The sequence below is a fragment of the Streptomyces sparsogenes subsp. cuspidosporus genome, assembly GCF_039532705.1.
Classification (GTDB): Bacteria; Actinomycetota; Actinomycetes; order Streptomycetales; family Streptomycetaceae; genus Streptomyces; species Streptomyces sparsogenes.
This window is the reverse complement of sequence record NZ_BAAASD010000012.1, coordinates 185,548-209,344: the sequence shown is the minus strand read 5'-3', so window position 1 is coordinate 209,344 and position 23,797 is coordinate 185,548. Positions and strand designations below refer to the sequence as shown.

The following is a 23,797-nucleotide window of genomic DNA, read 5'->3' as shown; positions in this document are numbered from 1 at the left end:
GCCCCCTCTGACCCCGGCGCCCTCTGACCCCCGGCCCTCTCTGACCCCCGGCGCCGGCCGCCCGGGCGTGGCCGCCCCGGCGCAACCTCCGTGCAACGTACCGGCGCCTAACCTCGCCGCCGACGTCGTCCCGCGACGTCATGCCACGACGAACACTGGGAGAGCCGCCCATGACGCGTTACGCGAACCCCGGAGCCGAGGGCTCGGTCGTCCGTTACCAGCCGCGCTACGACCACTGGATCGGCGGGGAGTACGTGCCGCCCAAGCAGGGCCGGTACTTCGAGAACCCGACCCCGGTCAACGGGCAGCCGTTCACCGAGATCGCCCGGGGCACCGCCGAGGACGTCGAGCGGGCCCTGGACGCCGCCCACGCGGCGGCCCCCGCCTGGGGCCGCACCGCGCCCGCCGAGCGCGCCGCGGTGCTGCTGAGGATCGCCGACCGCATGGAGGAGCACCTCGAGGCGCTCGCGGTCGCCGAGACCTGGGAGAACGGCAAGCCGGTGCGCGAGACGCTGGCCGCCGACATCCCGCTGGCCATCGACCACTTCCGCTACTTCGCCGGGGTGCTGCGGGCCCAGGAGGGCAGCCTGTCGCAGCTCGACGAGGACACCGTCGCCTACCACTTCCACGAGCCGCTGGGCGTGGTCGCCCAGATCATCCCGTGGAACTTCCCGATCCTGATGGCCGCGTGGAAGCTCGCCCCCGCGCTGGCCGCGGGCAACGCGGTGGTCCTCAAGCCCGCCGAGCAGACCCCGGCCTCCATCCACCTGTGGATGAGCCTGGTCGCCGACCTGCTGCCGCCGGGCGTGCTCAACATCGTCAACGGCTTCGGGGTGGAGGCCGGAAAGCCGCTGGCCTCCAGCGCGCGCGTGGCCAAGGTCGCCTTCACCGGCGAGACCACCACCGGGCGGCTGATCATGCAGTACGCGAGCGAGCACCTGAAGCCGGTGACGCTGGAGCTCGGCGGCAAGAGCCCGAACATCTTCTTCGACGACGTCTCGGCCGCCGACGACGACTTCCTGGACAAGGCCCTCGAGGGGTTCACCCTCTTCGCCCTCAACCAGGGCGAGGTGTGCACCTGCCCCTCGCGCGCGCTGGTGCAGCAGGGCCACTACCGTGACTTCATGGACGCGGCCGTGGCCCGCACCCGGAAGATCGTCCAGGGCCATCCGCTGGACACCGACACCATGATGGGCGCCCAGGCCTCCAACGACCAGCTGGAGAAGATCCTCTCCTACCTGGACATCGGCCGGCAGGAGGGCGCCCGCGTGCTGACCGGCGGCGCCCGCGCCGACCTCGGCGGCGAGCTGTCGGGCGGCTACTACGTGGAGCCGACCGTCTTCGAGGGCGCCAACCACATGCGGGTCTTCCAGGAGGAGATCTTCGGCCCGGTGGTGGCCGTGGCCCCGTTCAGCGACTTCGACGACGCCATCAAGATCGCCAACGACACGCTGTACGGGCTGGGCGCCGGCGTGTGGACCCGCGACGGCACGACCGCCTACCGCGCCGGCCGCGCCATCCAGGCGGGCCGGGTGTGGACCAACTGCTACCACGCCTACCCGGCGCACGCGGCGTTCGGCGGCTACAAGCAGTCCGGCATCGGCCGCGAGACCCACAAGATGATGCTCGACCACTACCAGCAGACCAAGAACCTGCTGGTGAGCTACTCCCCCAAGAAGCTCGGGCTGTTCTGATGGGCGGGCTGTGATGGGCGGGGCCGAGGTGTCCCGGGTCGCGGTGACCCCGGCCGCGGCGGAGCTGATCCGGCGGCTGAGCGAGGCGCACGGCCCGCTGATGTTCCACCAGTCGGGCGGCTGCTGCGACGGCAGCGCCCCGATGTGCTACCCGCTGGGCGAGTTCCGTACCGGGGCGGCGGATGTGCTGCTCGGGTCGCTGGAGGTGGAGGGCGTCGCGGAGCCGGTCGGGTTCTGGATGTCGGCCGAGCAGTTCGAGCGGTGGCGGCACACCCATCTGACGGTGGACGTGGTGCCGGGCCGGGGCAGCGGCTTCTCCCTGGAGGCCCCGGAGGGCGTCCGGTTCCTGATCCGCTCCCGGCTGCTGGACCCGCCGGGCTAGCACCGGCCCTGGCCCTGTCCCGGCGGGCGCGGCGGCCGGGACGGGGCCTGGCGCCCGGGCACGGGCGTCAGGCCGCCGTCAACCCACCGCCGGCCCGCCGGCCCGCCGTCGATGCGCCGTCAGGCGCCGTCAGCTCGCGTCGGCGAGGGCGAGGGTGTGGAGGCGCTCGGGCGGGCCCGGGCGGGCGTAGTACCAGCCCTGGGCGGTGTCGCAGCCCAGGCCCCGCAGGTACTCGGCCTGCACGGCGGTCTCCACGCCCTCCACGGTCACCGCCAGGTCGAGGGTGTGGGCGAGCGAGACGATCCCCTCCACGATCTTGACGTCGACGGGGTCGATCGGGGCCCGCTGCATCCCCCGGGTGAAGGAGCGGTCGAGCTTGAGCGTGGAGACCGGGAGCCGGCGGAGGTAGGACAGGTTGGAGTAGCCGGTGCCGAAGTCGTCCAGGGCGATGTCCACGCCCAGGTCGGCGAGTTGGCGCAGCGGGCGCAGCGCGTCCTCGTCGGCGCCGATCAGGTCGTTCTCGGTGACCTCCAGGCACAGGGCGCTCGGGCACAGCCCGGCGTCCTCCAGGACGGCCACGGTGTCGGAGACCAGGCTGGGGTGGCTGAGCTGACAGGGCGAGAGGTTGACGTTGACCCGCAGCCGGTCGCCGTCGCCCCCGGCGGCGTCCCGCCAGTCGCGGGCCTGCCGGGCGGCCTGTTCCAGCACCCAGCGGCCGAGCGGCACGATCAGGCCGGTGTCCTCGGCGAGCGGGATGAACTGGTCGGGGCCGAGGACCCCGTGGGTCGGGTGGAGCCAGCGTACGAGCGCCTCGGCGCCGCGTACGGTGCCGTCGGCCAGCCGCACCAGGGGCTGGTACTCGATGAAGAACTCGCCGCGCTCCAGGGCGGCGGGCAGCCCGTTGGTCAGGCTGTGACGCGCGATGACCCGCGCGTTGGAGTCGGCGTCGGCGAGTTCGTAGCGGTTGCCGCCGGCCGCCTTGGCCCGGTACATCGTGATGTCCGCGCTGCGCAGCACCTCGGCGCGGCCGATCTCGCCGGCGGCCCCGTCGACCACGCCGATGCTGGCCCGTACCAGCAGCTCGCGGCCGTCGACGCGGACGGGCTCCTCGAGGGCGGCGAGCATCCGGCCGGCGAGGGCGGCGCTGTCCTGCTGCGCCGTGGGGCCGGTGACCAGGGCCAGGAACTCGTCGCCGCCCACGCGGGCGATCAGCTCGTCGGGGGTGGCGGCGCAGGCCTGGAGGCGCTCGGCGACGACCTTGATCAGCCGGTCGCCCGCGATGTGGCCGAGGCTGTCGTTGACCGCCTTGAAGCCGTCCAGGTCGAGGTAGCAGACGCCGAAGCGCTCGGCGCCGGACTCGCCGGCCAGCACCTTGTCGAGGTGTTCGAGGAACAGGGTGCGGTTGGGCAGCCCGGTCAGCTCGTCGTGGGTGGCCTCGTAGCGCAGCCGCTCGCGCAGCAGCCGGTGCTCGGTGATGTCCTCGGCGAGGGTGAGCTGGTACTGCGGGGCGCCGGTGGAGTCGCGGAGCAGGGTGACCGTCAGGTTGGTCCACAGCACGCTGCCGTCGTCGCGGTAGTGCGGCTTCTCGACCCGGAAGTGGTCGCGCTGTCCGGTGACCAGCTCGCGGTAGATCTCGTGGACCCCGGGGGCGTCGTCGGGGTGGACGAACTCGTTGACGTTGCGGCCGGGGCGGAAGAAGTCCATGCCGCCGAACATCCGGGCCATGGCGTCGTTGACGACCAGGATCTCCCCGTCGAGGCCGCAGATCCCGACGCCGATGACCGCGCCCTCGAACACCGCCTGGAACTTGGCCTCGCTGGCGTGCAGGGCCTTCTCGGCCTCGGTGCGGGCGGCCTCGGCGGCGCGGGAGAGGGCCTCGTGCTGATCGCGCTCGCGCTTCCTGAGCTCGCGGACGAAGCCGGCGGCGAGGGCGTGCTGCAGCCGGGTGCAGCGGGTCCGCGCCTCCTCGTCGGCCATCGGGGGGTCGGGCGGGCAGTGCGGCACCAGATGGCTGTCGATGGCGCCCAGGATGGCCGGGAGGGCCTCGGGTTCGGCGCACTGCGCGCCCACCAGCGCGGCCCCGACCTCGTACGCGGGCGCGGTGTCGAAGGGCTGGGAGGCGAGGGCGGCGCTCAGCCGGCGGGCCAGCGGCACCAGGTGCGCCTCGAATTCGGTGCGGCTCATCGTGGTCGCCGTCACCGGGTGGACGGCGCCGCTCCAGAGTTCCGCGAACCGCCTGATCCCGGCGTCCGCCGCCGTGGTCTCCTCCGCGCGCTCCCTGGGTCTCGGCCCGCCGACCGGCCCGGAGGTCATATCGCGGGCCCCGCCGCGGCGCGGCCGTGACCGGCCGCCGCTTCCTCGCCTGTGCCGTCGTCGCCCTTCGGCCGCCAGTACACGTCCTGCACTTCCTCGCCCTCTTCCGGCTTCCGGGGCCGCCCTCGGGGTCGTCCGCGTCCTCGGGGAAGTGGAGCATGACGAATAGCGGCAGGGCAACCCGCTGCTGAACCGAGATTACTGACCGGCCGTCCGCGGTGGAACGGGAAGTGGAAATCAATAGTCCGCTTCTCGGGGTTTTTCGGGGTTTTATCGGCGCCGGTAACGGAAAAGCCGGGAGGAGCCGGGCAAGTGCCGGGGCGCGTCGGGGCAGCGCCGCGCGGCAGGGGCGGATTCCGCCCCCGTAGGCCGACCGCGGCGGAACGCGCCCGCAGGGGCGGTCCCGCCGCGCGAGGGGGCCTTCTTCGGCGAATCTCAGCCGCCTCCGCTCTCCCCGGCCTCGGTGATTTCGATGTGGCGGGGCTTGGTGGTCTCCGCCTTGGGGACGTCGATCGACAGCACGCCTTCCGACATGCTCGCCTTGACGCCTTCGGTGTTCACTTCGCCCGGCAGCCGCATCCGGTACTCGAAGTGCCCGGTGCGGCGCGTGCTGCGGCGCACGACGCCCTTGCGCTCCCGTTCCCGGATCTCGCCGGAAACGGCCAGTTCCTGCCCGCTCACCTCGACGTCGACCTCGTTGCGGCTGACTCCGGGAAGCTCGATCTGGAGGTGGTAGCCCTCGTCGCTCTCGGACACGTCGGCGGACGGCGTCCAGGCCACCAGGCCCATGCCCGGCAGGCCGCCGCCGACCGTGGATTCGAGCAGGCCGCCCATCTGGTTGAGCAAGTCGTCGAATTCGGCCAGGGGGCTGCGCGCCCAGCCGCGTCGGCGCTCCATCGCGCCCTCGTTCCCTGTGCGTCGGACGGGCATGCTCATCGCCCATCACCGTCCTCTCCGTGAGCCGCGGACTGTGGTGTCCGACGACCTCCCCCTGTCCAGCATGGGCAGCCTCGAGGCCGCCCGCACCTCGGATCATGGGCGGGGCGGGGCGGGCAGGGCGAGAACAGAGGCGGAGGCGGGGGTGGGGCGGGAATGGGGTGGAGGGGCGGCGCCCGGGGCCGGGCGCCGCCGGCGCGCTCAGCGGATGCCCAGCTCCAGCAGGGCCCGGCGCTGGCTCGCGGTCGGCCGGGCCGGGAAGTACAGGTAGCAGACGCCGCCGCTGCCGGAGACCACCTTGCCCTGCGAGTTGTAGCGCTTCGTGCGCAGCCAGATGTTCTCGAACTCGCGCCGCTTGTAGACGTGGCGGACGGCCGCGTTGTCGGACGACGCCGGGTCGTTGGCGATCACGTCGCCGTCGGCGGTGAAGCCGATCACGGTCATCAGGTGGCCCGCGGTGCCGTAACCGGCCCCGGTCAGCTCCTCCTTGAGGAAGGACTGGGAGGTGATCACGGGGATCCCGGCGGCGATCAGCTTCTCGGCGTCGTTGAGCGAGCCGAGCCGGGTGACCACGCCCTGCAGATCGCGGTACGTGGCGGCGTAGGCGGCGTTGAACGGCCAGTTGCCGCAGCCCTGGTACTGGTAGTCGAAGGTGTACCGGGCGGCGTGGCAGACCTGCGGGTCGGCGTAGTCGGGGTTGACCCAGGCCAGGTCCGCGGCGGTGGGCTTGCGGCCCCAGTACTCGATGATCATCTGGGACGAGGTGGGGCTGCACCAGGCCTCGCCGCCGTTGTCGTACTCCGGGTACTGGCCCTTGTGGATCTCCTGCGAGTAGCGCGGCACGGCCAGCTCCCGGCCGCCGGCCAGGCCCGGCGCGGAGGCGGGCACCTCGAAGCGGTCGGGGACGTCCGAGCCCATCGCGCCGACGCGCCACACCGTGGGCGTCAGACCGCTGCCGGGCCTGCGGTAGAGGGTCAGCCGCAGCCGGTACGAGGCCAGCCGCAGCCCGGTCGCCGGGGCGTCGATGGCGAAGGTGTCGGTCCACACCGAGCTCTTGCCGTCGCTCTGGCCGTCGACCGAGGTCCGCCGGATGGAGTCGGCGCCGTCCCCGGAGGCCCAGCGGCCCATCACGTACCAGGGGGTGTCGGTGCCGTCGGAGTACGTGCCCTTGAGCTCGGCCTGGATCCAGGTGCCGGCCGGGGTGCGGGCGTTCCACGAGACGATCGCCTCGGTGGCCGGGTGGGGCAGGGTGTGCACCGGGGAGGTCCAGGTGGCGTACTCCCAGGCGGCCGTGGTGCCGGTGTGCGGATCGGTGTAGTCCGCGGTGCCCGCCGGGCGGGAGATGACCACACCGGGGCGGGCTCCGGCCTCGACGCGGATGCCCTCGCCCGATCCGGCCCGCCAGTCGGCGAGGCTGCTCCAGCCGCGGTAGCCGACCGCCGGGGCGGCGGCCTTGCGGGAGGGCCGGGCCGGCGGGCGCACCCTCTGCGCGGCCGCGGCGGCGGGTGCCGCGGCCGATGGGGCCAGCGCGGCCGCCCCGGTGACGGCGAGGGCGGCGGCGAGCACGGTGCGGCGAGGCGTGGATCCGTCTCCGGATCTGGTCATACGGGGTTCCCCCAGTCGTCGTCCGGGTGGGCCGCGGGTGCGCGACAGTCGCACAACTATGGCCGCTGCGAGTGGTTTCAGGCCAGTGATTCCCGGCTCCGCGCCGGATCAATATTGGTGCGACCAGTGGAGTGAACGAGGGCCGCCGGAGCCCATGCCCCGGCCCCGCCCCCGGACGGGCCGAGGGCCCCGCAGCCGGGCGGCCGGGACACCGCCTAAGGTGGTCGGCGATGGACCTGCCCCGCCCCGCCGCCCCCCGCGCCCCCCTCGCCGCCCCGGACGCGCTCGGCGCGCTGGCCCGGCGGCTGCGCGCCCTGCCGCCCTCGTGCGGGCCGGTCCGGCTGGTCGCGGTGGACGGGCACGCCGGGTCGGGGAAGACCACGTTCGCCGGGCGGCTGGCGGCGGCGCTCGGCGGGGCACCCGTGCTGCACACCGACGACCTCGCCACCCACGAGGAGCTGTTCGCCTGGACCCGGCGGCTGGACGAGCAGGTCCTCGCCCCCCTCGCCCGCGGCGCCACCGCCCGGTACGCGCCCTACGACTGGGTGGCGCGCCGCTTCGCCACCACCCCGCGGCGGCTTGCCCCCGCCCCCGTGGTGCTGGTCGAGGGCGTGGGCGCCGGCCGGCGCGCCCTGCGCCCGCGGCTGGCGCACCTGCTGTGGATGGAGCTGCCCGACGTGGACTCCTGGCGGCGGGGACAGCTCCGGGACGGACCGGAGCTGTCCACATTCTGGGACGGCTGGCTTCCCGCCGAGCGCGCGCATTTCGCCGCGGACCCCTCGCGCCCGTACGCCGGAACGCTGGTGGTGCAGCGAGACGAGGGGTACGAGTTGCTGGCGGGGCCCGCCGCGGCGGTCTGAGCCACCCCCGCGCCTCACGCTGCGTGACCATGCATGGCCGGCCGGCGCCCGATGGGTGCCCGCCCGGCGCGCCCGACCCGCGACGCGCGCCCCAACTCCGCTTGACCTGGGGCCCATACAGGTCTTACGTTCTCAATGTGCGACTCGTACGAGTCGCCCCAAGACGCGAAGCCCCCGGTTGTTCCCCCGTGATCGGGGGCTTCGTCCTGTCCGGGGGCTCTCGGAGCCCCCGGCGCGGCCCCGTCGCCGACCCTTTTCCGCCGCTTTGCTCCCCACCGCCCTCACCGTGGGTGACCAGCGTCTTCCGGCCTTTCACGCCCCCTGCGCGCCCCCGCGCACGCCGCCCGGCCAGGCAGGTCGGACACGAACAGCCGTGCGGCACCCTCGGCCCGTGCGGCCTGCGCAGGTACGATGCGAAAGGGGCAGCCGCCCCGGCGGCAACCACGGGGGCAGGGTTGGTGGGGGACGTGATGGATTTCGGCACCCAAGGTTCGCACTCCCCGGCCGATCTCGCCTGGCTGCGTGCCGTCGACGCGTACACCATGGGAGCGTACGCGCAGGCCGAGGACGAGTTCCGGACGGCGGTGCGGCACGACCCCGGCATGGCCGACGCCTGGCTCGGCCTCCACGCGCTGCGCGCCGACACCACGACCGCGCTGCTGCGGATGTACCGGCACCGCGACCGCTTCGGCGAGCAGCGCGCCCGCCACCACCGCACCCTGAACTCCTGGTACTGGCTGGGCTGGTGGGTCCAGCCGGTCCTGGAGACCAGCCGGGACCTGCTGCTCGCGCACGCCTCCCACTGGCTCGACGGCCGCCACGTCCCCGAGCTGGACCGGGCCCTGGCCGGCTGCCCGCCCGTGGAGGCCGACCCGCAGGCGCGGTTCCTGCACGCCTGCCGCGCCTACCTGGTCAAGGACTGGGAGCAGCTGGTGCGGCACACCGAGCCGCTGCTGGACGACCCCTTACTCGGCATCGAGGCGGGGCTGTTCGGCGGCATGGCCCGGGTGCGCCTGGAGATGTACGGCCAGGCGGAGCCACTGCTCGCCGCGGCCCTGATGCGCTGCCGCAGCGAACAGCCGCAGCGCAAGGAGCTGCGCTACTGGCTGGCCCGCGCCCACGAGGGCACCGGCCGCAGCGCCGCGGCGCTCCCCCTCTACCGCGCGGTGCACCGCATCGACCCGACCTTCATGGACACCGCGGCCCGGCTGGCGGCCATAGCCGAGGGCGACGGCCTGGACGAGACCGCGGACCTGGCCGCCGTGTCGCTGGCCGGACTCGGCAGCCAGGACGCCGCCGAGGGCCGCGACGGCCCCGCCGCCGACCCCGACCCGCTGGTCACCGCCGACCCGGCGGACGGCCGGGAGCCGCGCCCCACCGGCCCGGAGCCGGAGGGCCCCCCGCTGGTGACCGCGCCCGCGGTGGCCGCCGACGGCCCGCGCGAGCGGGCCGGCGTCCCCCCGCAGCCCGGCCCCTCCGACCCGGTCCTGCTGGAGCACGCGCTGCAGGAGCTGGAGCGCATGGTCGGCCTGGAGCCCGTCAAGCGGCAGGTGCGGGCGCTGTCGGCGCAGCTGCACATGGCCCGGCTGCGCGCCGGGCAGGGCCTCCCGGTCCAGCCGCCCAAGCGGCACTTCGTCTTCTCCGGCCCCTCCGGCACCGGCAAGACCACCGTGGCCCGCATCCTGGGCCGGGTCTTCTACGCGCTCGGGCTGCTGAGCAGCGACAATCTGGTCGAGGCCGGGCGTGCCGACCTGGTCGGCGAGTACCTGGGCCAGACCGCCGTGAAGGCCAGCGAGCTGATCGACTCGGCGCTCGGCGGGGTGCTGTTCGTGGACGAGGCGTACTCCCTGTCCAACTCCGGCTACAGCAAGGGCGACGCGTACGGCGACGAGGCGCTGCAGGTGCTGCTCAAGCGCGCGGAGGACAACCGCGACCGCCTGGTGGTGATCCTGGCCGGCTACCCCGAGGGGATGGACCGGCTGCTGGCCGCGAACCCGGGCCTCGGTTCGCGCTTCACCACGCGCGTCGACTTCCCCAGCTACCGCCCGCTGGAGCTCACCCGGATCGGCGAGGTGCTGGCCGCCGAGAACGGCGACCGGTGGGACGAGGAGGCCGTGGAGGAGCTGCGCTCCATCAGCGGACACGTCGTGGAGCAGGGCTGGATCGACGAGCTGGGCAACGGCCGGTTCCTGCGCACGCTGTACGAGAAGAGCTGCGCCTACCGGGATCTGCGGCTGTCCGGCTGGTCCGGCGCCCCGACCCGCGACGACCTCGCCACGCTGCGGCTCCCGGACCTGATGCAGGCGTACGGCGAGGTCCTGTCCGGCCGCGGCCCCATGTACCGCGACCCGCAGGACCCGCCGCCGGTGTAGCGCCGGCCACGGGCGCGGCCGCGCCCGCTCAGCCGACCATCGCCCGCTCCTCGTCCTCCGACGCCGAGGTCTCCGAGACGGAGGGCCCCGAAGCCGAGCCCCCCGAACCCGAGGCCGCTGAAGCCGGCTCCGAAACCGCGGCCGCCGTCCCGGCCCTGGGTTCGGCCACCCGGTCGCGGGTCCCGCCCCGGTGGGAGGGGTCCCGTACCTCGCCGACCAGCATCTCCAGGACGTCCTCCAGGGCGACCAGGCCCAGCACCTTGCCCGTGGCGTCGGCCACGGCCGCCAGGTGCGAGGCCGCCCGCCGCATCACGGTGAGCGCGTCGTCCAGCGGCAGCTCCGCCCGCAGGGTCCCGATCGGCCGCCACAGGTGCTGGGGCACGGCCCGGTCCGGGGCGTCGAGGTCCAGGACGTCCTTCACATGCAGATAGCCCATGAAGGCGCCGCCGGCCCCGCGCACCGGGAAGCGCGAGTAGCCGGTCCGTACGGTCAGCTCCTCGATCTGGCGGGGCGTGACCGAGGGATCGACGGTGACCAGGCCCGCCGGGTCCAGCAGCACGTCGGTGACCGGGCGGCTGCCCAGTTCGAGGGCGTCGGCGAGCCGCTCCTGCTCACCGGGGTCGAGCAGCCCGGCCTGCCGGGAGTCCTCGACCAGGTGGGTGAGCTGCTCGCTGGTGAAGACCGCCTCGACCTCGTCCTTGGGCTCCACCCGGAACAGCCGCAGCACCAGCCGGGCGCAGGCGCCGAGCAGCGCGGTGACCGGGCGGCACAGCCGGGCGAAGGCGACCAGGCCGGGAGCGAGCCACAGCGCGGTCTTCTCGGGGGCCGCCATGGCCAGGTTCTTCGGCACCATCTCGCCGATCACCAGGTGCAGACAGACCACCACGGCCAGCGCGATGGCGTAGCCGAGGGGGTGGACGAGCTGCTCGGGCAGGTGGACGGCGTGGAAGACCGGCTCCAGCAGGTGCGCCACGGTCGGTTCGGCGACCGCGCCGAGCGTCAGCGAACAGACGGTGATGCCGAACTGCGCGGCCGCCATCATCTGCGGCAGGTTCTCCAGGCCGGTGAGCACCGTACGGGCGCGGGCCGAGCCCTCGGCCGCGCGTGGCTCGATCTGGCTGCGGCGGACGGAGACGAGGGCGAACTCGGCGCCGACGAAGAAGCCGTTGGCGAGGACCAGGAGCGCGGCGAAGAGAAGTTGGACCAGGCTCATCGTTCCGCCCCCCGGGCGCCGTCGCTGTGGGCGCCACCGGCGAGGGCGCCACCCGCCGTCACCAGGCCGCCGGTGCCGGTGCGTATGATCCGCACCCGCTCGGCCCGGTGGTGTCCGACCTGGCGGACGGAGAGCTTCCAGCCGGGCAGCTCGGCGGTGTCGCCGACGGCCGGGATCCGCGCGAGGAGGTCGGCGACCAGGCCGGCCACGGTCTCGTACGGGCCGTCCGGCGCCTCCAGGCCGATCCGGCGCAGGGTGTCGACGCGGCAGCCGCCGTCGGCCTCCCAAGTGGGGCGGCCGTCCTCGGCGGCGGTCGGCATCAGGTCCGGGGTGTCCGCGCCCTCGTCGTCGTGCTCGTCGCGCACCTCTCCGACCAGCTCCTCGACGATGTCCTCCAAGGTGACCACGCCCGCCGTGCCGCCGTACTCGTCGACGACGACGGCTATCGGCTGTTCGCTGCGCAGCCGCTCCAGCAGGGGCTGGACCGGCAGCGTCTCGGGAACCAGCAGCGGGGGCTGGGCGATCCGGCCGACGGGCGTGCGCAGCCGCTCCGCCGAGGGCACCGCGAGGGCGTTCTTGAGGTGGACCATGCCGATCACCTCGTCGAGGCGGTCGCGGTAGACGGGGAAGCGGGACAGCCCGGTGGCGCGGGTGAGGTTGAGCACGTCCTCGGCGGTCGCGGAGGACTGGAGGGCGCTGACCCGGACCCGTGGGGTCATCACATGCTGGGCGGTCAGCTCCCCGAGGGAGAGGGTGCGGACGAACAGGTCGGCGGTGTCCTGCTCGATGGCGCCGGCCAGCGCGGAGTGGCGGGCCAGGGAGACCAGTTCACCGGGGGTGCGGGCGGAGGCCAGCTCCTCGGTGGGCTCGACCCCCAGCGCCCGCACCAGCCGGTTGGCGACCGTGTTGAGCAGGGAGATGAGCGGGCGGAAGAAGCGGGCGAAGGCGTGCTGCGGCCCGGCGACGAACCGCGCGACCTGCAGCGGCCGGGAGACGGCCCAGTTCTTGGGGACCAGCTCGCCGACGATCATCTGCACGGCGGAGGCGATCAGCATGCCGAGGACGACGGCGACGCCGGAGACCGCCCCGTGGGGCAGTCCGGTCGCGGTCAGCGGGCCGGTCAGCAGTTCGCCGAGCGCCGGCTCGGCGAGCATGCCGACCACCAGGGAGGTGATGGTGATGCCGAGCTGGGTGCCGGAGAGCTGGAAGGACAGTTCGCGCAGGGCCTCCACGACGGTGCGGGCCCGGCGGTCGCCTTCGGCGGCGGCCCGCTCGGCGTCCGGCCGCTCCACGGTGACCAGGCCGAACTCGGCCGCGACGAAGAAGCCGTTGGCGAGGATCAGGACGAGTGCTGCGGCGAGCAGCAGGAGGGACAGGGTGACGCTCATGCCGCCGCCGTCGGGTGAGGGGCGGCGCAGGTACTACAGGACGATCCGTCCATCTCTGGAGGGAGTCACTCCTCGGGTCGCAGGGGCCTGTCGGGGCGCGCCGGGGGCGCATGGACAGGTGGTACGGGCCGGGGCACCGTCGGCGCCCCGGCAACAGGGTAATCAAGGATCGGGCTTTCGGGGCAGGCCCCGTAGCCCCTGACAGGGCCGATCGAGCGGTTGGGGGCCCGCTGGGGCCCGTCTTCAAAGGGGGCGAGGCGCCCTGCAGGACGGGCCCTGGGGCCGTGGTCGGACGGCTGTTCGGGGGTCCGGTTCAGTCGCCCGCCCGGCCCGTGCCGTGCGTCTCGGCCAGCGCGCGCAGCGCGCGGGCGTCACCGATGGCGCGGGCCTTGGCGATGCCGGGCTGGATGCCCATCGCGGGCAGGCTGGTGCCGTCGGCGAGGTCCAGATAGACCCACGGGTCGCCGGGCCGCAGGTTGACCCGCAGCACCTCCGCCCAGGCCAGCCGGCGCTTGGTGGTCAGGTTGACGACGGTCACCCCCTCGGGGTCGGCGACCACCTTGGGGCGGCTCAGCAGGGCCAGCACGCCGAAGAACAGCAGGCCGGTGAAGATGAAGCTGATCTTCTCCCCGGGGCTCAGCCGCTCCAGGAGCAGTGCCAGCGCCGTGAGGACGGCGACCAGGGCGACCCCCGTGGTGAGCAGGACGGCCCGGGTGCGGGTGGGCCGGAAGGTGACGGGGAGGGCGGGGAGCCCGGCAGGGGGCTGCGCGGGCGCCGAGTCGGAGGCGGGCACGTGGCGTGGGGTCTCTCCGTGAGAGGAACGGGTCTGAGGAGGTGGGGCGGCCGGGCCGTCAGAGCCGGCAGGCGTGGATGCCGGTGGTCAGGATGGCCCGCGCCCCCAGGTCGTACAGCTCGTCCATGATCCGCTGGGCGTCCTTGGCCGGGACCATCGAGCGGACCGCGACCCAGCCCTCGTGGTGCAGCGGGGAGACGGTGGGCGACTCGAGCCCGGGGGTGAGCGCCACCGCCCGCTCCACCTGCTCCACCCGGATGTCGTAGTCCATCATCACGTAGCGCCGGGCCACCAGGACGCCCTGCATCCGGCGGAGGAACTGCTGGACCTTGGGATCGTCGGCCGGGGCGCCGGTGCGGCGGATGACGACCGCCTCGGACTCGAGGATCGGCTCGCCGATGATCTCCAGACCGGCGTTGCGCAGGGTGGTGCCGGTCTCGACCACATCCGCGATGATCTCGGCCACGCCGAGCTGGATGGCGGTCTCGACGGCGCCGTCGAGGTGCACGACGGCGGCGTCCACGCCGTTGTCCGCGAGGTGCTTGGTCACCAGGCCCGAGAAGGAGGTGGCGACCGTCATCCCGCCGAACTCGCTGACGTCCTTGGCCGTGCCGGGCCGGGTGGCGTAGCGGAAGGTGGAGCCGGCGAAGCCGAGCTGCATGATCTCCTCGGCCTGGGAGCCGGAGTCCAGCAGCAGGTCACGGCCGGTGATGCCGATGTCGAGGCGGCCGGAGCCGACGTACACGGCGATGTCGCGCGGGCGCAGGAAGAAGAACTCGACGTCGTTGTCGGAGTCGACGAGCACCAGTTCCCTGCGGTCCTTGCGCTGCCGGTAGCCCGCCTCATGGAGCATCGCCGACGCAGGCTCGGACAGTGAACCCTTGTTGGGGACGGCGATGCGCAGCATGAGACCTTTTCCTTACGTCGGCGGTCAGCGAGGTCGGGTGGCGGTGGGGCGTGCTCAGAGGTGGGCGTAGACGTCGTCGAGGGTCAGGCCCCGGGCGACCATCATCACCTGGAGGTGGTAGAGGAGCTGCGAGATCTCCTCGGCGGTCGCCTCGTCGCTCTCGTACTCGGCGGCCATCCACACCTCGGCGGCCTCCTCGACCACCTTCTTGCCGATGGCGTGCACGCCGGACTGCAGCAGTTCGGCGGTGCGGGAGGTGGCGGGGTCGGCCGTGCGGGCCTTGTGCTGAAGCTCGGCGAAGAGCTCCTCGAACGTCTTCTTGGGCATGATGCCCGTCATCCTACTTGTGCCGTGCGACCCGACTCAGCGCCAGGGCTCGGAGACCGAGCGGAGGATGGTGGCGGTGGCCACGGCGGCGGTGACCGCCTCGTGCCCCTTGTCCTCGCTGGATCCCTCGAGGCCGGCCCGGTCCAGGGCCTGCTCCTCGGTGTCGCAGGTCAGCACGCCGAAGCCGACGGGCACCCCGGTGTCCACGCTGACCTGGGTGAGCCCCTGGGTGACGCCCTGGCACACGTAGTCGAAGTGGGGGGTGCCGCCGCGGATGACGACGCCGAGGGCCACGATCGCGTCGTAGCCGCGGCCGGCGAGGACCTTGGCGACCACCGGCAGCTCGAAGCTGCCGGGGACGCGCAGCACGGTCGGCTCGTCGATGCCCAGCTCGCCGAGGGCGCGCAGCGCCCCGTCGACGAGCCCGTCCATCACCTGGGCGTGCCACTGGGCGGCCACCACGGCCACGCGCAGGTCGGCGCAGTTCTCCACGGACAGCTCGGGGGCTCCCTTACCGCTCACGTCTGTGTCTCTCCTTGGTGCGGGTCTTGCCGGGGGTGCGGGTCTTGCTTCGGGGTGGTTCCGGTGCGGGACGGGTGGTCACTGGTTGCCGCAGGCGGACATGGGCTGCGGGTGGCCGGGATCCAGCCACGGCAGGTCGTGGCCCATCCGGTCCCGCTTGGTGCGCAGATAGCGCAGGTTGTGCTCACCGGCCTGGACGGGCATCGGTTCCCGGCCGACGACCCGCAGCCCGTGCCGGACCAGCGCCGCGGTCTTCTCCGGGTTGTTGGTCATCAGGCGCAGGGAGCGCACGCCGAGGTCGGTGAGGATGGAGGCGCCGGCGGCGTAGTCCCGGGCGTCGGCGGGCAGGCCGAGCTCCAGGTTGGCGTCGAGGGTGTCGCGGCCCAGCTCCTGCAGCTCGTACGCGCGCAGCTTGGACAGCAGGCCGATGCCGCGGCCCTCGTGGCCGCGCAGGTAGACCACCACGCCGCGGCCCTCGGCGGTGACCCGCTCCAGGGAGGCGTGCAGCTGGGGGCCGCAGTCGCAGCGCTGGGAGCCGAAGACATCGCCGGTCAGGCACTCGGAGTGGATCCGGACCAGGACGTCCTCGCCGTCGCCGATGTCGCCCTGGACGAGGGCGATGTGCTCGACGCCGTCGGCGGTCGAGCGGTAGCCGTAGGCGTGGAAGTCACCGAAGGCGGTGGGCAGCCGGGTCTCGGCCTCGCGCCGCACGGGGGACTCGGTGGACCTGCGGTAGGCGATCAGGGCCTCGATGGAGATGATCGCCAGACCGTGCCGCCGGGCGAAGGAGACCAGCTGCGGCAGGCGGAGCATGGTGCCGTCCTCGCCGGCGATCTCCACGATCGCGGCGGCCGGGCGCAGCCCCGCCAGCTTGGCGAGGTCCACGCCGGCCTCGGTGTGGCCGTCGCGGGTGAACACGCCGCCGGGGCGGGCGCGCAGCGGGAAGACGTGTCCGGGGCGGGCGAAGTCGCCGGGGGCGCTGTGCGGGTCGGCGAGCAGGCGCAGGGTGGTGGCCCGGTCGGCGGCGGAGATGCCGGTGCCGACGCCGTGTTCGGCGGTGGCGTCGACCGAGACGGTGAAGGCGGTGCGCATGGACTCGGAGTTCTCCGCCACCATCTGCGGCAGCCGCAGCCGGTCGAGGTCGTCGCCCTCCAGGGTGGCGCAGATCAGGCCGCGGCACTCGCGCATCATGAAGGCGACGATCTCGGGGGTGGCCTTCTCGGCGGCGATGACGAGGTCGCCCTCGTTCTCCCGGTCCTCGTCGTCGACGACCACGACGGGCCGCCCGGCGGCGATCTCGGCGATCGCCCGCTCGACGGTGTCGAGCGCCAGCTCGTCGGGCCAGTCGGCCGCGCTCCGCACGCTCGGCAAGGGGGTCATGTGCCGCTTCCTGGCGTCCCCGCCGCCTTTCACGGGTGCCTCGGCGTCGCTTGCGGGGGCGGTCATGCGATGGCCTCCTCGTCAGTGGCGGTCAGCGGGCGGGCGTCCTTCCCCAGCAGCCGCTCGACGTATTTGGCGAGCACGTCCACTTCGAGGTTGACCGGGTCGCCGGGCTGCTTGACGCCGAGGGTGGTCAGGGCGAGGGTCGTCGGGATGAGGCTGACGGTGAAGTAGTCCGGGCCCGCGTCGACCACGGTCAGGCTGATGCCGTCGACCGTGATGGAGCCCTTCTCGACGACGTAGCGGCTGAGGTCGGCGGGGAGCGAGATCTTGACGATCTCCCAGTGCTCGGAGGGCTTGCGCTCGACGATGGTGCCGGTGCCGTCGACGTGGCCCTGCACCAGATGACCGCCCAGGCGCCCGCCGAGCGCCATGGGGCGCTCCAGGTTGACGCGGGAGCCGACGGCGAGGGCGCCGAGGCTGGAGCGGTTCAGGGTCTCGGCCATGACGTCGGCGGAGAACCGGCCGTCCTCGAGGTCGACGACGGTGAGGCAGACGCCGTTGACGGCGATCGAGTCGCCGTGCTTGGCGCCTTCGGTGACGACGGGGCCGCTGACCAGGAAGCGGGACGCGTCGCCGAGGTTCTCGACGGCGACGATCTCACCCAGTTCTTCGACGATTCCGGTGAACACTCAGCTCTCCTCGGAGACGGTGGGGTTGGGGACGGCGGGGGCGGCGGACGGTTCGGGGGCGGCGGTGACGCGCAGGTCGGGGCCGAGCCGCAGGACATCGGTCACCGTGAGGCGCAGCGCCTGCGTGATGGTGGTGATTCCCGCGTCGGCGAGGGCGGGGGCGCCCGCGCCGAGCAGGACGGGGGCCAGGTAGCCGACGACCTTGTCGACGGCGCGGGCGGCGAGGAACGCCCCGGCGAGGGTGGGGCCGCCCTCCAGCAGGACCGAGCGGACCCCGCGCGAGAGCAGCTCGTCGAGCACGGCGGGGATGTGCAGGCCCCGCCCGCCGGCGGCGCGCGGCAGCCGGACGGTGTCGGCGCCCGGCAGCCGGGGGGCGGCCACGTCCTCGGCGACGGCGATCAGCGTGGGGGCCGTGCCGTCCAGGACCCGGGCGCCCGGGGCGATCGTGGCGTCGCTGTCGAGCACGACGCGCAGCGGCTGGCGGACGCCTTCCGGGCCGCGCGCGGCGAGGTGCGGGTCGTCGGCGCGCAGGGTGCCGGAGCCGATGACGACGGCGTCCGCCTCGGCGCGCAGCCGGTGCACGTCGGCGCGGGAGGCGGCGGAGGTGATCCAGCGGCTGGTGCCGTCGGCGGCCGCGCTGCGCCCGTCGAGGGTCGCGGCGTACTTCCACAGCACGAAGGGGCGGCCGTGCCGTACGGAAGTCAGCCAGGCCTCGTTGACCGCCGTGGCCTCCTCGGCGAGCAGGCCGCTCTCGACGGCGGTCCCGGCGGCGGCCAGGGTGGCGGCCCCGCCCGCGGCCCCGTCGGTGGGGTCGGCGACGGCGTAGACGACGCGGGCGATCCCGGCCTCCAGCAGGGCCTGGGCGCAGGGGCCGGTGCGGCCGGTGTGGTTGCAGGGCTCCAGGGTGACGACGGCGGTGCCGCCGCGGGCCCGCTCACCGGCGTCCCGCAGGGCGTGGACCTCGGCGTGCGGGCCGCCGGCCCGCTGGTGCCAGCCCTCGCCCGCGACCCGGCCGTCGGCGTCGAGGATCACGCAGCCGACGACGGGGTTGGGGCTGGTGTGGCCGAGGCCCCGGGCGGCGAGCGCCACGGCACGGCGCATCGCCTCGGCTTCGGCTGTGGTGGCCACCGGGTCCTCCTGCCTCTTCGGGCACGGACTCCGGGGCTGTCGAGATGACAGAAGCGGAAAGACGACACCGGGGGACGCCTGGGCCGGGATACGGTCCGCCGCGAGGGCGGGCCGCCGACGGCGGCGCACCGGTGCTCTGCTCCCGCCGCGCACTGCCTCCCATCCGGACTTTCACCGTCGGTCCAGGAATTTCACCTGGTCAACCGACCGCTGGCGGCGGACGGGTCGCGGACTGTAACCGCCGGTTCGGATTTTCACCGACCCCGGAGTGCGCTGACGTCACTGGTACGGCCCCAGTGTGCCACGGGACCTCGGCACTGCTGGAGCCCGGGGAGTGTGGCCTGCCTCACCCGCCCGCAGGTCCACGCGGCCGAGTCGGCCAAGGGGCGCCGAACAGCTGGTTCTGGGCGGCGTCCAGGGCGGTCAGCACCGCGCCGCGCAGCACCCCGCCGCCGCCCACCACCCCCGCCCGCACCTGGGTGCGCAGCGGGGACAGCCGCCGCAGCCGGTCCTCGACGCGGCGCGCGAGCGCCGTGCCCCCGGCCCGGCCCATCTCCCCGCCGAGGACCACACAGCCCGGGTCAAGCACCGCGCACACCGCGGCCGCCCCCACCGCGATCCGGCCCGCGAGCGCGTCCAGGAACGGCTCGCCCCGCTTCCCCGCCTCCACCGCTGCCCGTACCGCCGCCTCCGCCGCGGGCGCGTCGTCCGCCGCGTCGGCCGGCATCCCCAGCTCACGGGCGAGCGCACCGACCGCGGGGCTGCTGACCAGCGAGTGGAAGCCGCCGTCGCAGCCGGTCGCGGAGGGCAGCCCGGCCGTCCCCGGCACGGGCATGAAGCCGATCTCCCCGGTCCCGCCGGACGCTCCGCGCCGCAGCTCCCGGTCCAGCACGACGGCCGCGCCGACGCCGTGGCCGAGCCACAGCAGGACGAAGGTGTCCCGGTCGCGGACCACGCCGAGCCGCTGTTCGGCGACGGCGGCCAGGTTGACCTCGTTCTCCAGCAACACCGGCGCCCCGAAGGCGCCCTGCAGGGCGGTGCTCAGCTCCCGGTGCCAGCGGGGCAGCGCCTCGGTGGCGGCCAGTTCGCCGGTCGCCGGGTCGACGAGCCCGGGGGCGCCGACGCCGATGTGGTGCAGCCGCTCGGCCCCCGCCTTCGCGGCCGTGCGCCGCACCAGGTCGACCGTGGCCTCGGCGGCCCGCGCGGGCTCGGCGTCGGCGGCGACCGGAAGCGATGCCTCGGCGTGGATGTGCCCCAGCAGATCGGCCACGCAGACGGCGACGCTCCGCGCGCGGACGTCCACGCCCGCGACATGGGCGCTGTCGGCGACGATGCCGTACACCCGGGCGTTGGGCCCCCGGCGGTCGGCGCCCGTCTCCCCCACGACCGCGATCAGCCCGGCGCCCCGCAGCCGCTCGACGAGGTCCGCGATGGTGGGCCGGGACAGCCCGGTCAGGGACTTCAGCTGGCCGGCGGTCAGCGGCCCCTCGTCCTTGAGGAGTTGCAGGGCGAGGCGGTCGTTGATGACCCGCGCCGTGCGCGGGGAGGCGGTACGGCCCGCCAGGGGCCCGCGCGTCGACGTCATGGGCGGGATCCTTTCACCAGGCGCCGCTCCTTCGGACCAGAGGCGCCGCTCCTTCGGACCCTATCTATCAGGGACCCTTCCTGATAGTTTCCGTGGCGGATCGTGTCTCCGGGAGGGTGGGCAGCGGACATGGACGGCACCGCGGAGGCGCGGGAGATCGGGCAGCGGAAAGAGGTCCGCAGGGCGCGGGTGGCCGTGGCGGTCGTGTTCGCCGTGCACGGCGCGGTCACCGGCAACTTCGCCACCCGCGTCCCCTGGATCCAGGAGCACTTGGACCTCGGCGCGGGCCTGCTCGGCCTCGCGCTGGTCTTCCCCGCCCTCGGCGCCTCCGTCGCGATGCCCCTGGCCGGGCGGGTCAGCCACCGCTTCGGCGCCCGCGCCGCGCTGCGCGGGCTGATCGCGCTGTGGTGCCTGTCGCTGGCGCTGCCCCCGCTCGCGCCCGGCCTGGTCTGGCTGTGCGGCGCGCTGTTCGTCTACGGCGCCTCAGCGGGGATGGCCGATGTCGCCATGAACGCCCTCGGCGTGGAGGTCGAGAGCCGCCTGGGCCGCTCCATCATGTCGGGCCTGCACGGCATGTGGAGCGTCGGAGCGCTCCTCGGCTCGGCGGCCGGCACGCTCGCCGCCCACGCCGACGCCGACGCCCGGCTGCACCTGGGCCTCGCCGCCGCCGTGCTCACCGTGATCGGCGCGGTGGTCTGCCACTGGGTGCTCGACCTGCGCAGCGACCCGGAGGAGCACCCGCCGCCCCGCTTCGCCCTGCCGCCCCACTCCGCGCTGATCATCGGCGCGGTCGGCTTCTGCGCGGTGTTCGCCGAGGGGGCGAGCCTGGACTGGTCGGCGGTCTATCTGCGGGACGTCCTGGACTCCTCCCCCGCCGTCGCCGCCGCCTGCACCACGGCCTTCTCCTGCACGATGGCCGCCGCCCGGCTCGTCGGCGACGCGGCGGTGGGCCGCTTCGGCGCGGTGCGCACCGTACGCGCGGGCGGTGTGCTGTCCACGGTGGGCGGCCTGCTGGTCGTGACGGCCACCGGGCCCGCCCTGGCCATCACCGGATTCGGCCTGCTGGGCCTCGGGATCGCGGTGGTCGTCCCGCTCGCCTTCGCGGCGGCCGGGCGCAGCGGCCCGGCCCCCAGCCAGGCGATCGCGGGCGTCGCGACGATCACGTACACATCGGGGCTGATCGCCCCCGCCGCGATGGGGTCGATCGCCGACCTGACCTCGCTGACGGCCTCGTTCGGGGTGGTGACGGTGCTGGCGCTGGGGCTGGTGGTGGGGGCGGGCGTGCTGCGCGGCTCGTCGCCGGGGCAGCCGGGGACGGCCCCCGGGGGCCCCACCGATGCGACGGCCCCGAGCTCGACGCCCCGCTGAGGCCACGCGTCCACGCCCCGCCCCCGACGGTTCGGCCGGGGCCGAACCGTCGGGGGCGGATGATGGACGGCATGACGCAGTCCCAGCCCAACGGTCCACAGCTCGCCCGGCTCGCCGCGCTGCTCGCCGACGAGACCCGCGCCTCGTTCTGTCTGGCGCTGCTCGACGGGCGGGCCTGGACCGCCGGGGAGCTGGCGCGGCTGGCGGGGGTGGCCGCGTCGACCGCGAGCGAGCATCTGAGCAGGCTGGTCGCCGGCGGCCTGCTGGCGGAGGAGCGGCAGGGCAGGCATCGCTACGTACGGCTGGCGGGGCCCCAGGTCGCCCAGCTCATCGAGGACCTGTCGGGCCACGCCGCCCCGCCCCCGGCGCCCCGGACGCTGCGCGCCGCCGGCGCCGGTGAGGCCATGGCGCGCGCCCGCACCTGCTACGACCACCTGGCCGGGCGGCTCGGCACGGCGATCACCGACGCCATGCTGGAACGCGGGCTGCTGGAGGGCACGACGGGGTTCGCGCTGACCGAGGCGGGCGTGGACTGGTTCGGGCGGCTCGGCGTGGACCTGGCGAGCGCCCCTCGGGGCCGCCGGCCGATGGCGCGCAGTTGTCTGGACTGGACCGAGCGCAGACCGCATCTGGCGGGGGTGGCGGGGGCCGCGCTGTGCCGGCACGCGCTGGACGCGGGGTGGTGCGTACGGATCGGCACCCAGCGGGCGCTGCGGGTGAGCGAGGAGGGGCGGCGGGCGCTGAGCGGCCTGCTGGGCGTGCGGACCGCTGACCTCTAGCCACGGTCTGCACCCGCGGTCTTCACCCGCGATCTTTGGGACGCTCTTCGGTCAGGATCTTTAGAGGGATGAAACACATTTTCGACCCACTAACATTGCTGCGATCCCCCTGAGCAATGAAGTGGAGCACAACCATGGGCCTCGGCGTGCGCTGGACCCTGCACGGAGACGGGCGCACGCCCGCCCCCGGAGCCGTCGTCAAGCCGGATGAGCGGCTCTCCTGGCCCCGTACGGTGGGGCTGGGCGCGCAGCACGTGGTGGCGATGTTCGGGGCGAGCTTCGTCGCCCCGGTGCTCATGGGGCTCGACCCCAACCTCGCGATCATGATGTCCGGGGTCGCGACCGTCCTGTTCCTGCTGGCGACCCGCGGCCGGGTGCCCAGCTATCTGGGGTGCAGCCTCTCCTTCGTCGGCGTGGCCGCCGTGATCAGGGCGCAGGGCGGCGGCAGCGCCGCCGTCACCGGCGCGATCCTGGTGGTCGGCGTGGTGCTGTTCCTGAGCGGCCTGGCGGTGCGCACCTTCGGCGCGGGCATCATCCACGCGGCGATGCCGCCGGTGGTCACGGGCGCGGTCGTCATGCTGATCGGCTTCAACCTGGCGCCGGTGACCGCCCACACGTACTGGCCCGCCGACCAGTGGACCGCGCTGCTGACCATGCTCTTCACCGGGCTGGCCGTGGTCTGTCTGCGCGGCTTCTGGTCGCGCATCGCGATCTTCCTGGGCCTGGTCTTCGGATACGCGATCTCCTGGCTCTTCGACCGCGTCTTCGGCAAGATCCACTCGCTGGACGGCAGCGGGCGGGTCACCGACCACTGGCGGCTCGACCTGTCAGCGGTCTCCAAGGCGGACTGGATCGGCCTGCCCTCCGTGCACGCGCCCAGCTTCCACTGGTCGGCCGTCCTGGTCGCCCTGCCGGTCGTCATCGCGCTGATCGCCGAGAACGCCGGGCATGTGAAGGCCGTCGGCGAGATGACCGGCGACCCGCTCGACGACACCCTGGGCACCGCGATCGCGGCGGACGGCGCGGCCACCGTGCTCTCCACGGCGGTCGGCGGCCCCGCCAACACCACGTACTCCGAGAACATCGGCGTGATGGCGGCCTCCCGCGTCTACTCCACCGCCGCCTACTGGGCCGCGGCCGGCTTCGCCCTCCTCTTCGGGCTGTGCCCCAAGTTCGGCGCGGTCGTCGCGGCGATCCCCGGCGGTGTGCTGGGCGGCATCACGGTCATCCTGTACGGCATGATCGGGCTGCTCGGCGCCCAGATCTGGGTGCACAACAAGGTGGACCTGCGCAATCCGCTCAACCTGGTGCCGGTGGCGGCCGGTGTGGTCATCGGCGTCGGCGGAGTGAGCCTCAAGGTCAGCGACAACTTCGAGCTCAGCGGGATCGCCCTGGGCACGGTCGTCGTGCTCAGCGGCTACCACCTGCTGCGCGCGCTGGCCCCGGCCCATATGAAGCGCGAGGAGCCGCTGCTGGACGCGGGCACCAGTACGTACGACGACGAGGCCCGGCGGCCCTGAGCGGCCCCGACCCGGCGGCCCTGGCCCGGCGCC

Annotated in this window: 20 protein-coding genes and 1 riboswitch; of the genes, 7 read left to right on the top strand and 13 right to left on the bottom strand. The window is 74.1% G+C overall.

The features are described from left to right. The first annotated feature begins 170 nt into the window (after positions 1–170). Positions 171–1,694 (top strand): aldehyde dehydrogenase, encoded by a 1,524-nt coding sequence (gene adh, locus ABFY07_RS17515; protein ID WP_346175382.1) that lies wholly within the window; start codon positions 171–173, stop codon positions 1,692–1,694. Positions 1,695–1,707: 13 nt separating this feature from the next. After that, entirely contained in the window at positions 1,708–2,076 is a 369-nt protein-coding gene (locus tag ABFY07_RS17510; RefSeq protein WP_065966294.1) for a DUF779 domain-containing protein, read from the top strand. A 129-nt stretch (positions 2,077–2,205) separates the two neighbouring features. Here ABFY07_RS17510 and ABFY07_RS17505 read toward each other — a convergent pair whose 3' ends face one another. The 3 genes from ABFY07_RS17505 to ABFY07_RS17495 all read right to left on the bottom strand — a co-directional run bounded on the left by ABFY07_RS17505 (position 2,206) and on the right by ABFY07_RS17495 (position 6,930). Next, positions 2,206–4,389 (bottom strand): putative bifunctional diguanylate cyclase/phosphodiesterase, encoded by a 2,184-nt coding sequence (locus ABFY07_RS17505; RefSeq protein ID WP_346175381.1) that lies wholly within the window; start codon positions 4,387–4,389, stop codon positions 2,206–2,208. A 435-nt stretch (positions 4,390–4,824) separates the two neighbouring features. Beyond that, complete coding sequence (locus ABFY07_RS17500; RefSeq protein ID WP_346175380.1) at positions 4,825–5,286, bottom strand: Hsp20/alpha crystallin family protein; 462 nt, start codon at positions 5,284–5,286, stop codon at positions 4,825–4,827. Positions 5,287–5,526: 240 nt separating this feature from the next. Continuing rightward, positions 5,527–6,930 (bottom strand): peptidase C39 family protein, encoded by a 1,404-nt coding sequence (locus ABFY07_RS17495; RefSeq protein ID WP_346175379.1) that lies wholly within the window; start codon positions 6,928–6,930, stop codon positions 5,527–5,529. A gap of 230 nt (positions 6,931–7,160) precedes the next feature. Here ABFY07_RS17495 and ABFY07_RS17490 point away from each other — a divergent pair, with 230 nt between their 5' ends. Then, positions 7,161–7,790, top strand: coding sequence for a uridine kinase family protein (locus ABFY07_RS17490; RefSeq protein WP_346175378.1), 630 nt, complete (start codon positions 7,161–7,163; stop codon positions 7,788–7,790). A gap of 470 nt (positions 7,791–8,260) precedes the next feature. Then, complete coding sequence (locus ABFY07_RS17485) at positions 8,261–10,162, top strand: AAA family ATPase (protein ID WP_346175377.1); 1,902 nt, start codon at positions 8,261–8,263, stop codon at positions 10,160–10,162. Between the two features lie 28 nt (positions 10,163–10,190). Here the strand turns inward: ABFY07_RS17485 and ABFY07_RS17480 are convergent, their stop codons facing one another. The 10 genes from ABFY07_RS17480 to ABFY07_RS17435 form a co-directional block, all read right to left on the bottom strand. Next, complete coding sequence (locus tag ABFY07_RS17480) at positions 10,191–11,375, bottom strand: hemolysin family protein (RefSeq protein WP_346175376.1); 1,185 nt, start codon at positions 11,373–11,375, stop codon at positions 10,191–10,193. After that, complete coding sequence (locus tag ABFY07_RS17475; RefSeq protein ID WP_346175375.1) at positions 11,372–12,763, bottom strand: hemolysin family protein; 1,392 nt, start codon at positions 12,761–12,763, stop codon at positions 11,372–11,374. Before ABFY07_RS17475 ends, ABFY07_RS17480 begins: the two co-directional genes overlap by 4 nt. A gap of 313 nt (positions 12,764–13,076) precedes the next feature. Beyond that, positions 13,077–13,556, bottom strand: a complete 480-nt coding sequence (locus ABFY07_RS17470) for a PH domain-containing protein (RefSeq protein ID WP_346175374.1) — start codon at positions 13,554–13,556, stop codon at positions 13,077–13,079. 58 nt (positions 13,557–13,614) lie between these two features. Continuing rightward, the gene (gene hisG, locus ABFY07_RS17465; protein WP_065966278.1) at positions 13,615–14,463 is read right to left on the bottom strand and encodes an ATP phosphoribosyltransferase; all 849 of its coding nucleotides are present in this window, start codon (positions 14,461–14,463) and stop codon (positions 13,615–13,617) included. Positions 14,464–14,517: 54 nt separating this feature from the next. Beyond that, entirely contained in the window at positions 14,518–14,790 is a 273-nt protein-coding gene (locus ABFY07_RS17460; protein ID WP_065966389.1) for a phosphoribosyl-ATP diphosphatase, read from the bottom strand. Between the two features lie 36 nt (positions 14,791–14,826). Then, entirely contained in the window at positions 14,827–15,312 is a 486-nt protein-coding gene (gene ribH, locus ABFY07_RS17455; protein ID WP_065966276.1) for a 6,7-dimethyl-8-ribityllumazine synthase, read from the bottom strand. A gap of 78 nt (positions 15,313–15,390) precedes the next feature. After that, positions 15,391–16,692: a bifunctional 3,4-dihydroxy-2-butanone-4-phosphate synthase/GTP cyclohydrolase II gene (locus ABFY07_RS17450; protein ID WP_346175391.1), complete on the bottom strand. Its 1,302-nt coding sequence runs from the start codon at positions 16,690–16,692 to the stop codon at positions 15,391–15,393. Positions 16,693–16,754: 62 nt separating this feature from the next. After that, the gene (locus ABFY07_RS17445; protein ID WP_346175373.1) at positions 16,755–17,384 is read right to left on the bottom strand and encodes a riboflavin synthase; all 630 of its coding nucleotides are present in this window, start codon (positions 17,382–17,384) and stop codon (positions 16,755–16,757) included. Next, entirely contained in the window at positions 17,385–18,512 is a 1,128-nt protein-coding gene (gene ribD, locus ABFY07_RS17440) for a bifunctional diaminohydroxyphosphoribosylaminopyrimidine deaminase/5-amino-6-(5-phosphoribosylamino)uracil reductase RibD (protein WP_346175372.1), read from the bottom strand. A gap of 145 nt (positions 18,513–18,657) precedes the next feature. Next, positions 18,658–18,788: riboswitch (FMN riboswitch) on the bottom strand. Between the two features lie 70 nt (positions 18,789–18,858). Then, entirely contained in the window at positions 18,859–20,097 is a 1,239-nt protein-coding gene (locus ABFY07_RS17435) for an ROK family transcriptional regulator (protein WP_346175371.1), read from the bottom strand. A 129-nt stretch (positions 20,098–20,226) separates the two neighbouring features. Here ABFY07_RS17435 and ABFY07_RS17430 point away from each other — a divergent pair, with 129 nt between their 5' ends. The 3 genes from ABFY07_RS17430 (at position 20,227) to ABFY07_RS17420 (ending at position 23,764) form a co-directional block, all read left to right on the top strand. Next, positions 20,227–21,465 (top strand): MFS transporter, encoded by a 1,239-nt coding sequence (locus ABFY07_RS17430; RefSeq protein ID WP_346175370.1) that lies wholly within the window; start codon positions 20,227–20,229, stop codon positions 21,463–21,465. Positions 21,466–21,536: 71 nt separating this feature from the next. Next, the gene (locus ABFY07_RS17425) at positions 21,537–22,244 is read left to right on the top strand and encodes an ArsR/SmtB family transcription factor (RefSeq protein WP_065966265.1); all 708 of its coding nucleotides are present in this window, start codon (positions 21,537–21,539) and stop codon (positions 22,242–22,244) included. Between the two features lie 134 nt (positions 22,245–22,378). Continuing rightward, positions 22,379–23,764 (top strand): uracil-xanthine permease family protein, encoded by a 1,386-nt coding sequence (locus ABFY07_RS17420; protein ID WP_346175390.1) that lies wholly within the window; start codon positions 22,379–22,381, stop codon positions 23,762–23,764. The last annotated feature ends 33 nt before the right edge of the window (positions 23,765–23,797 follow it).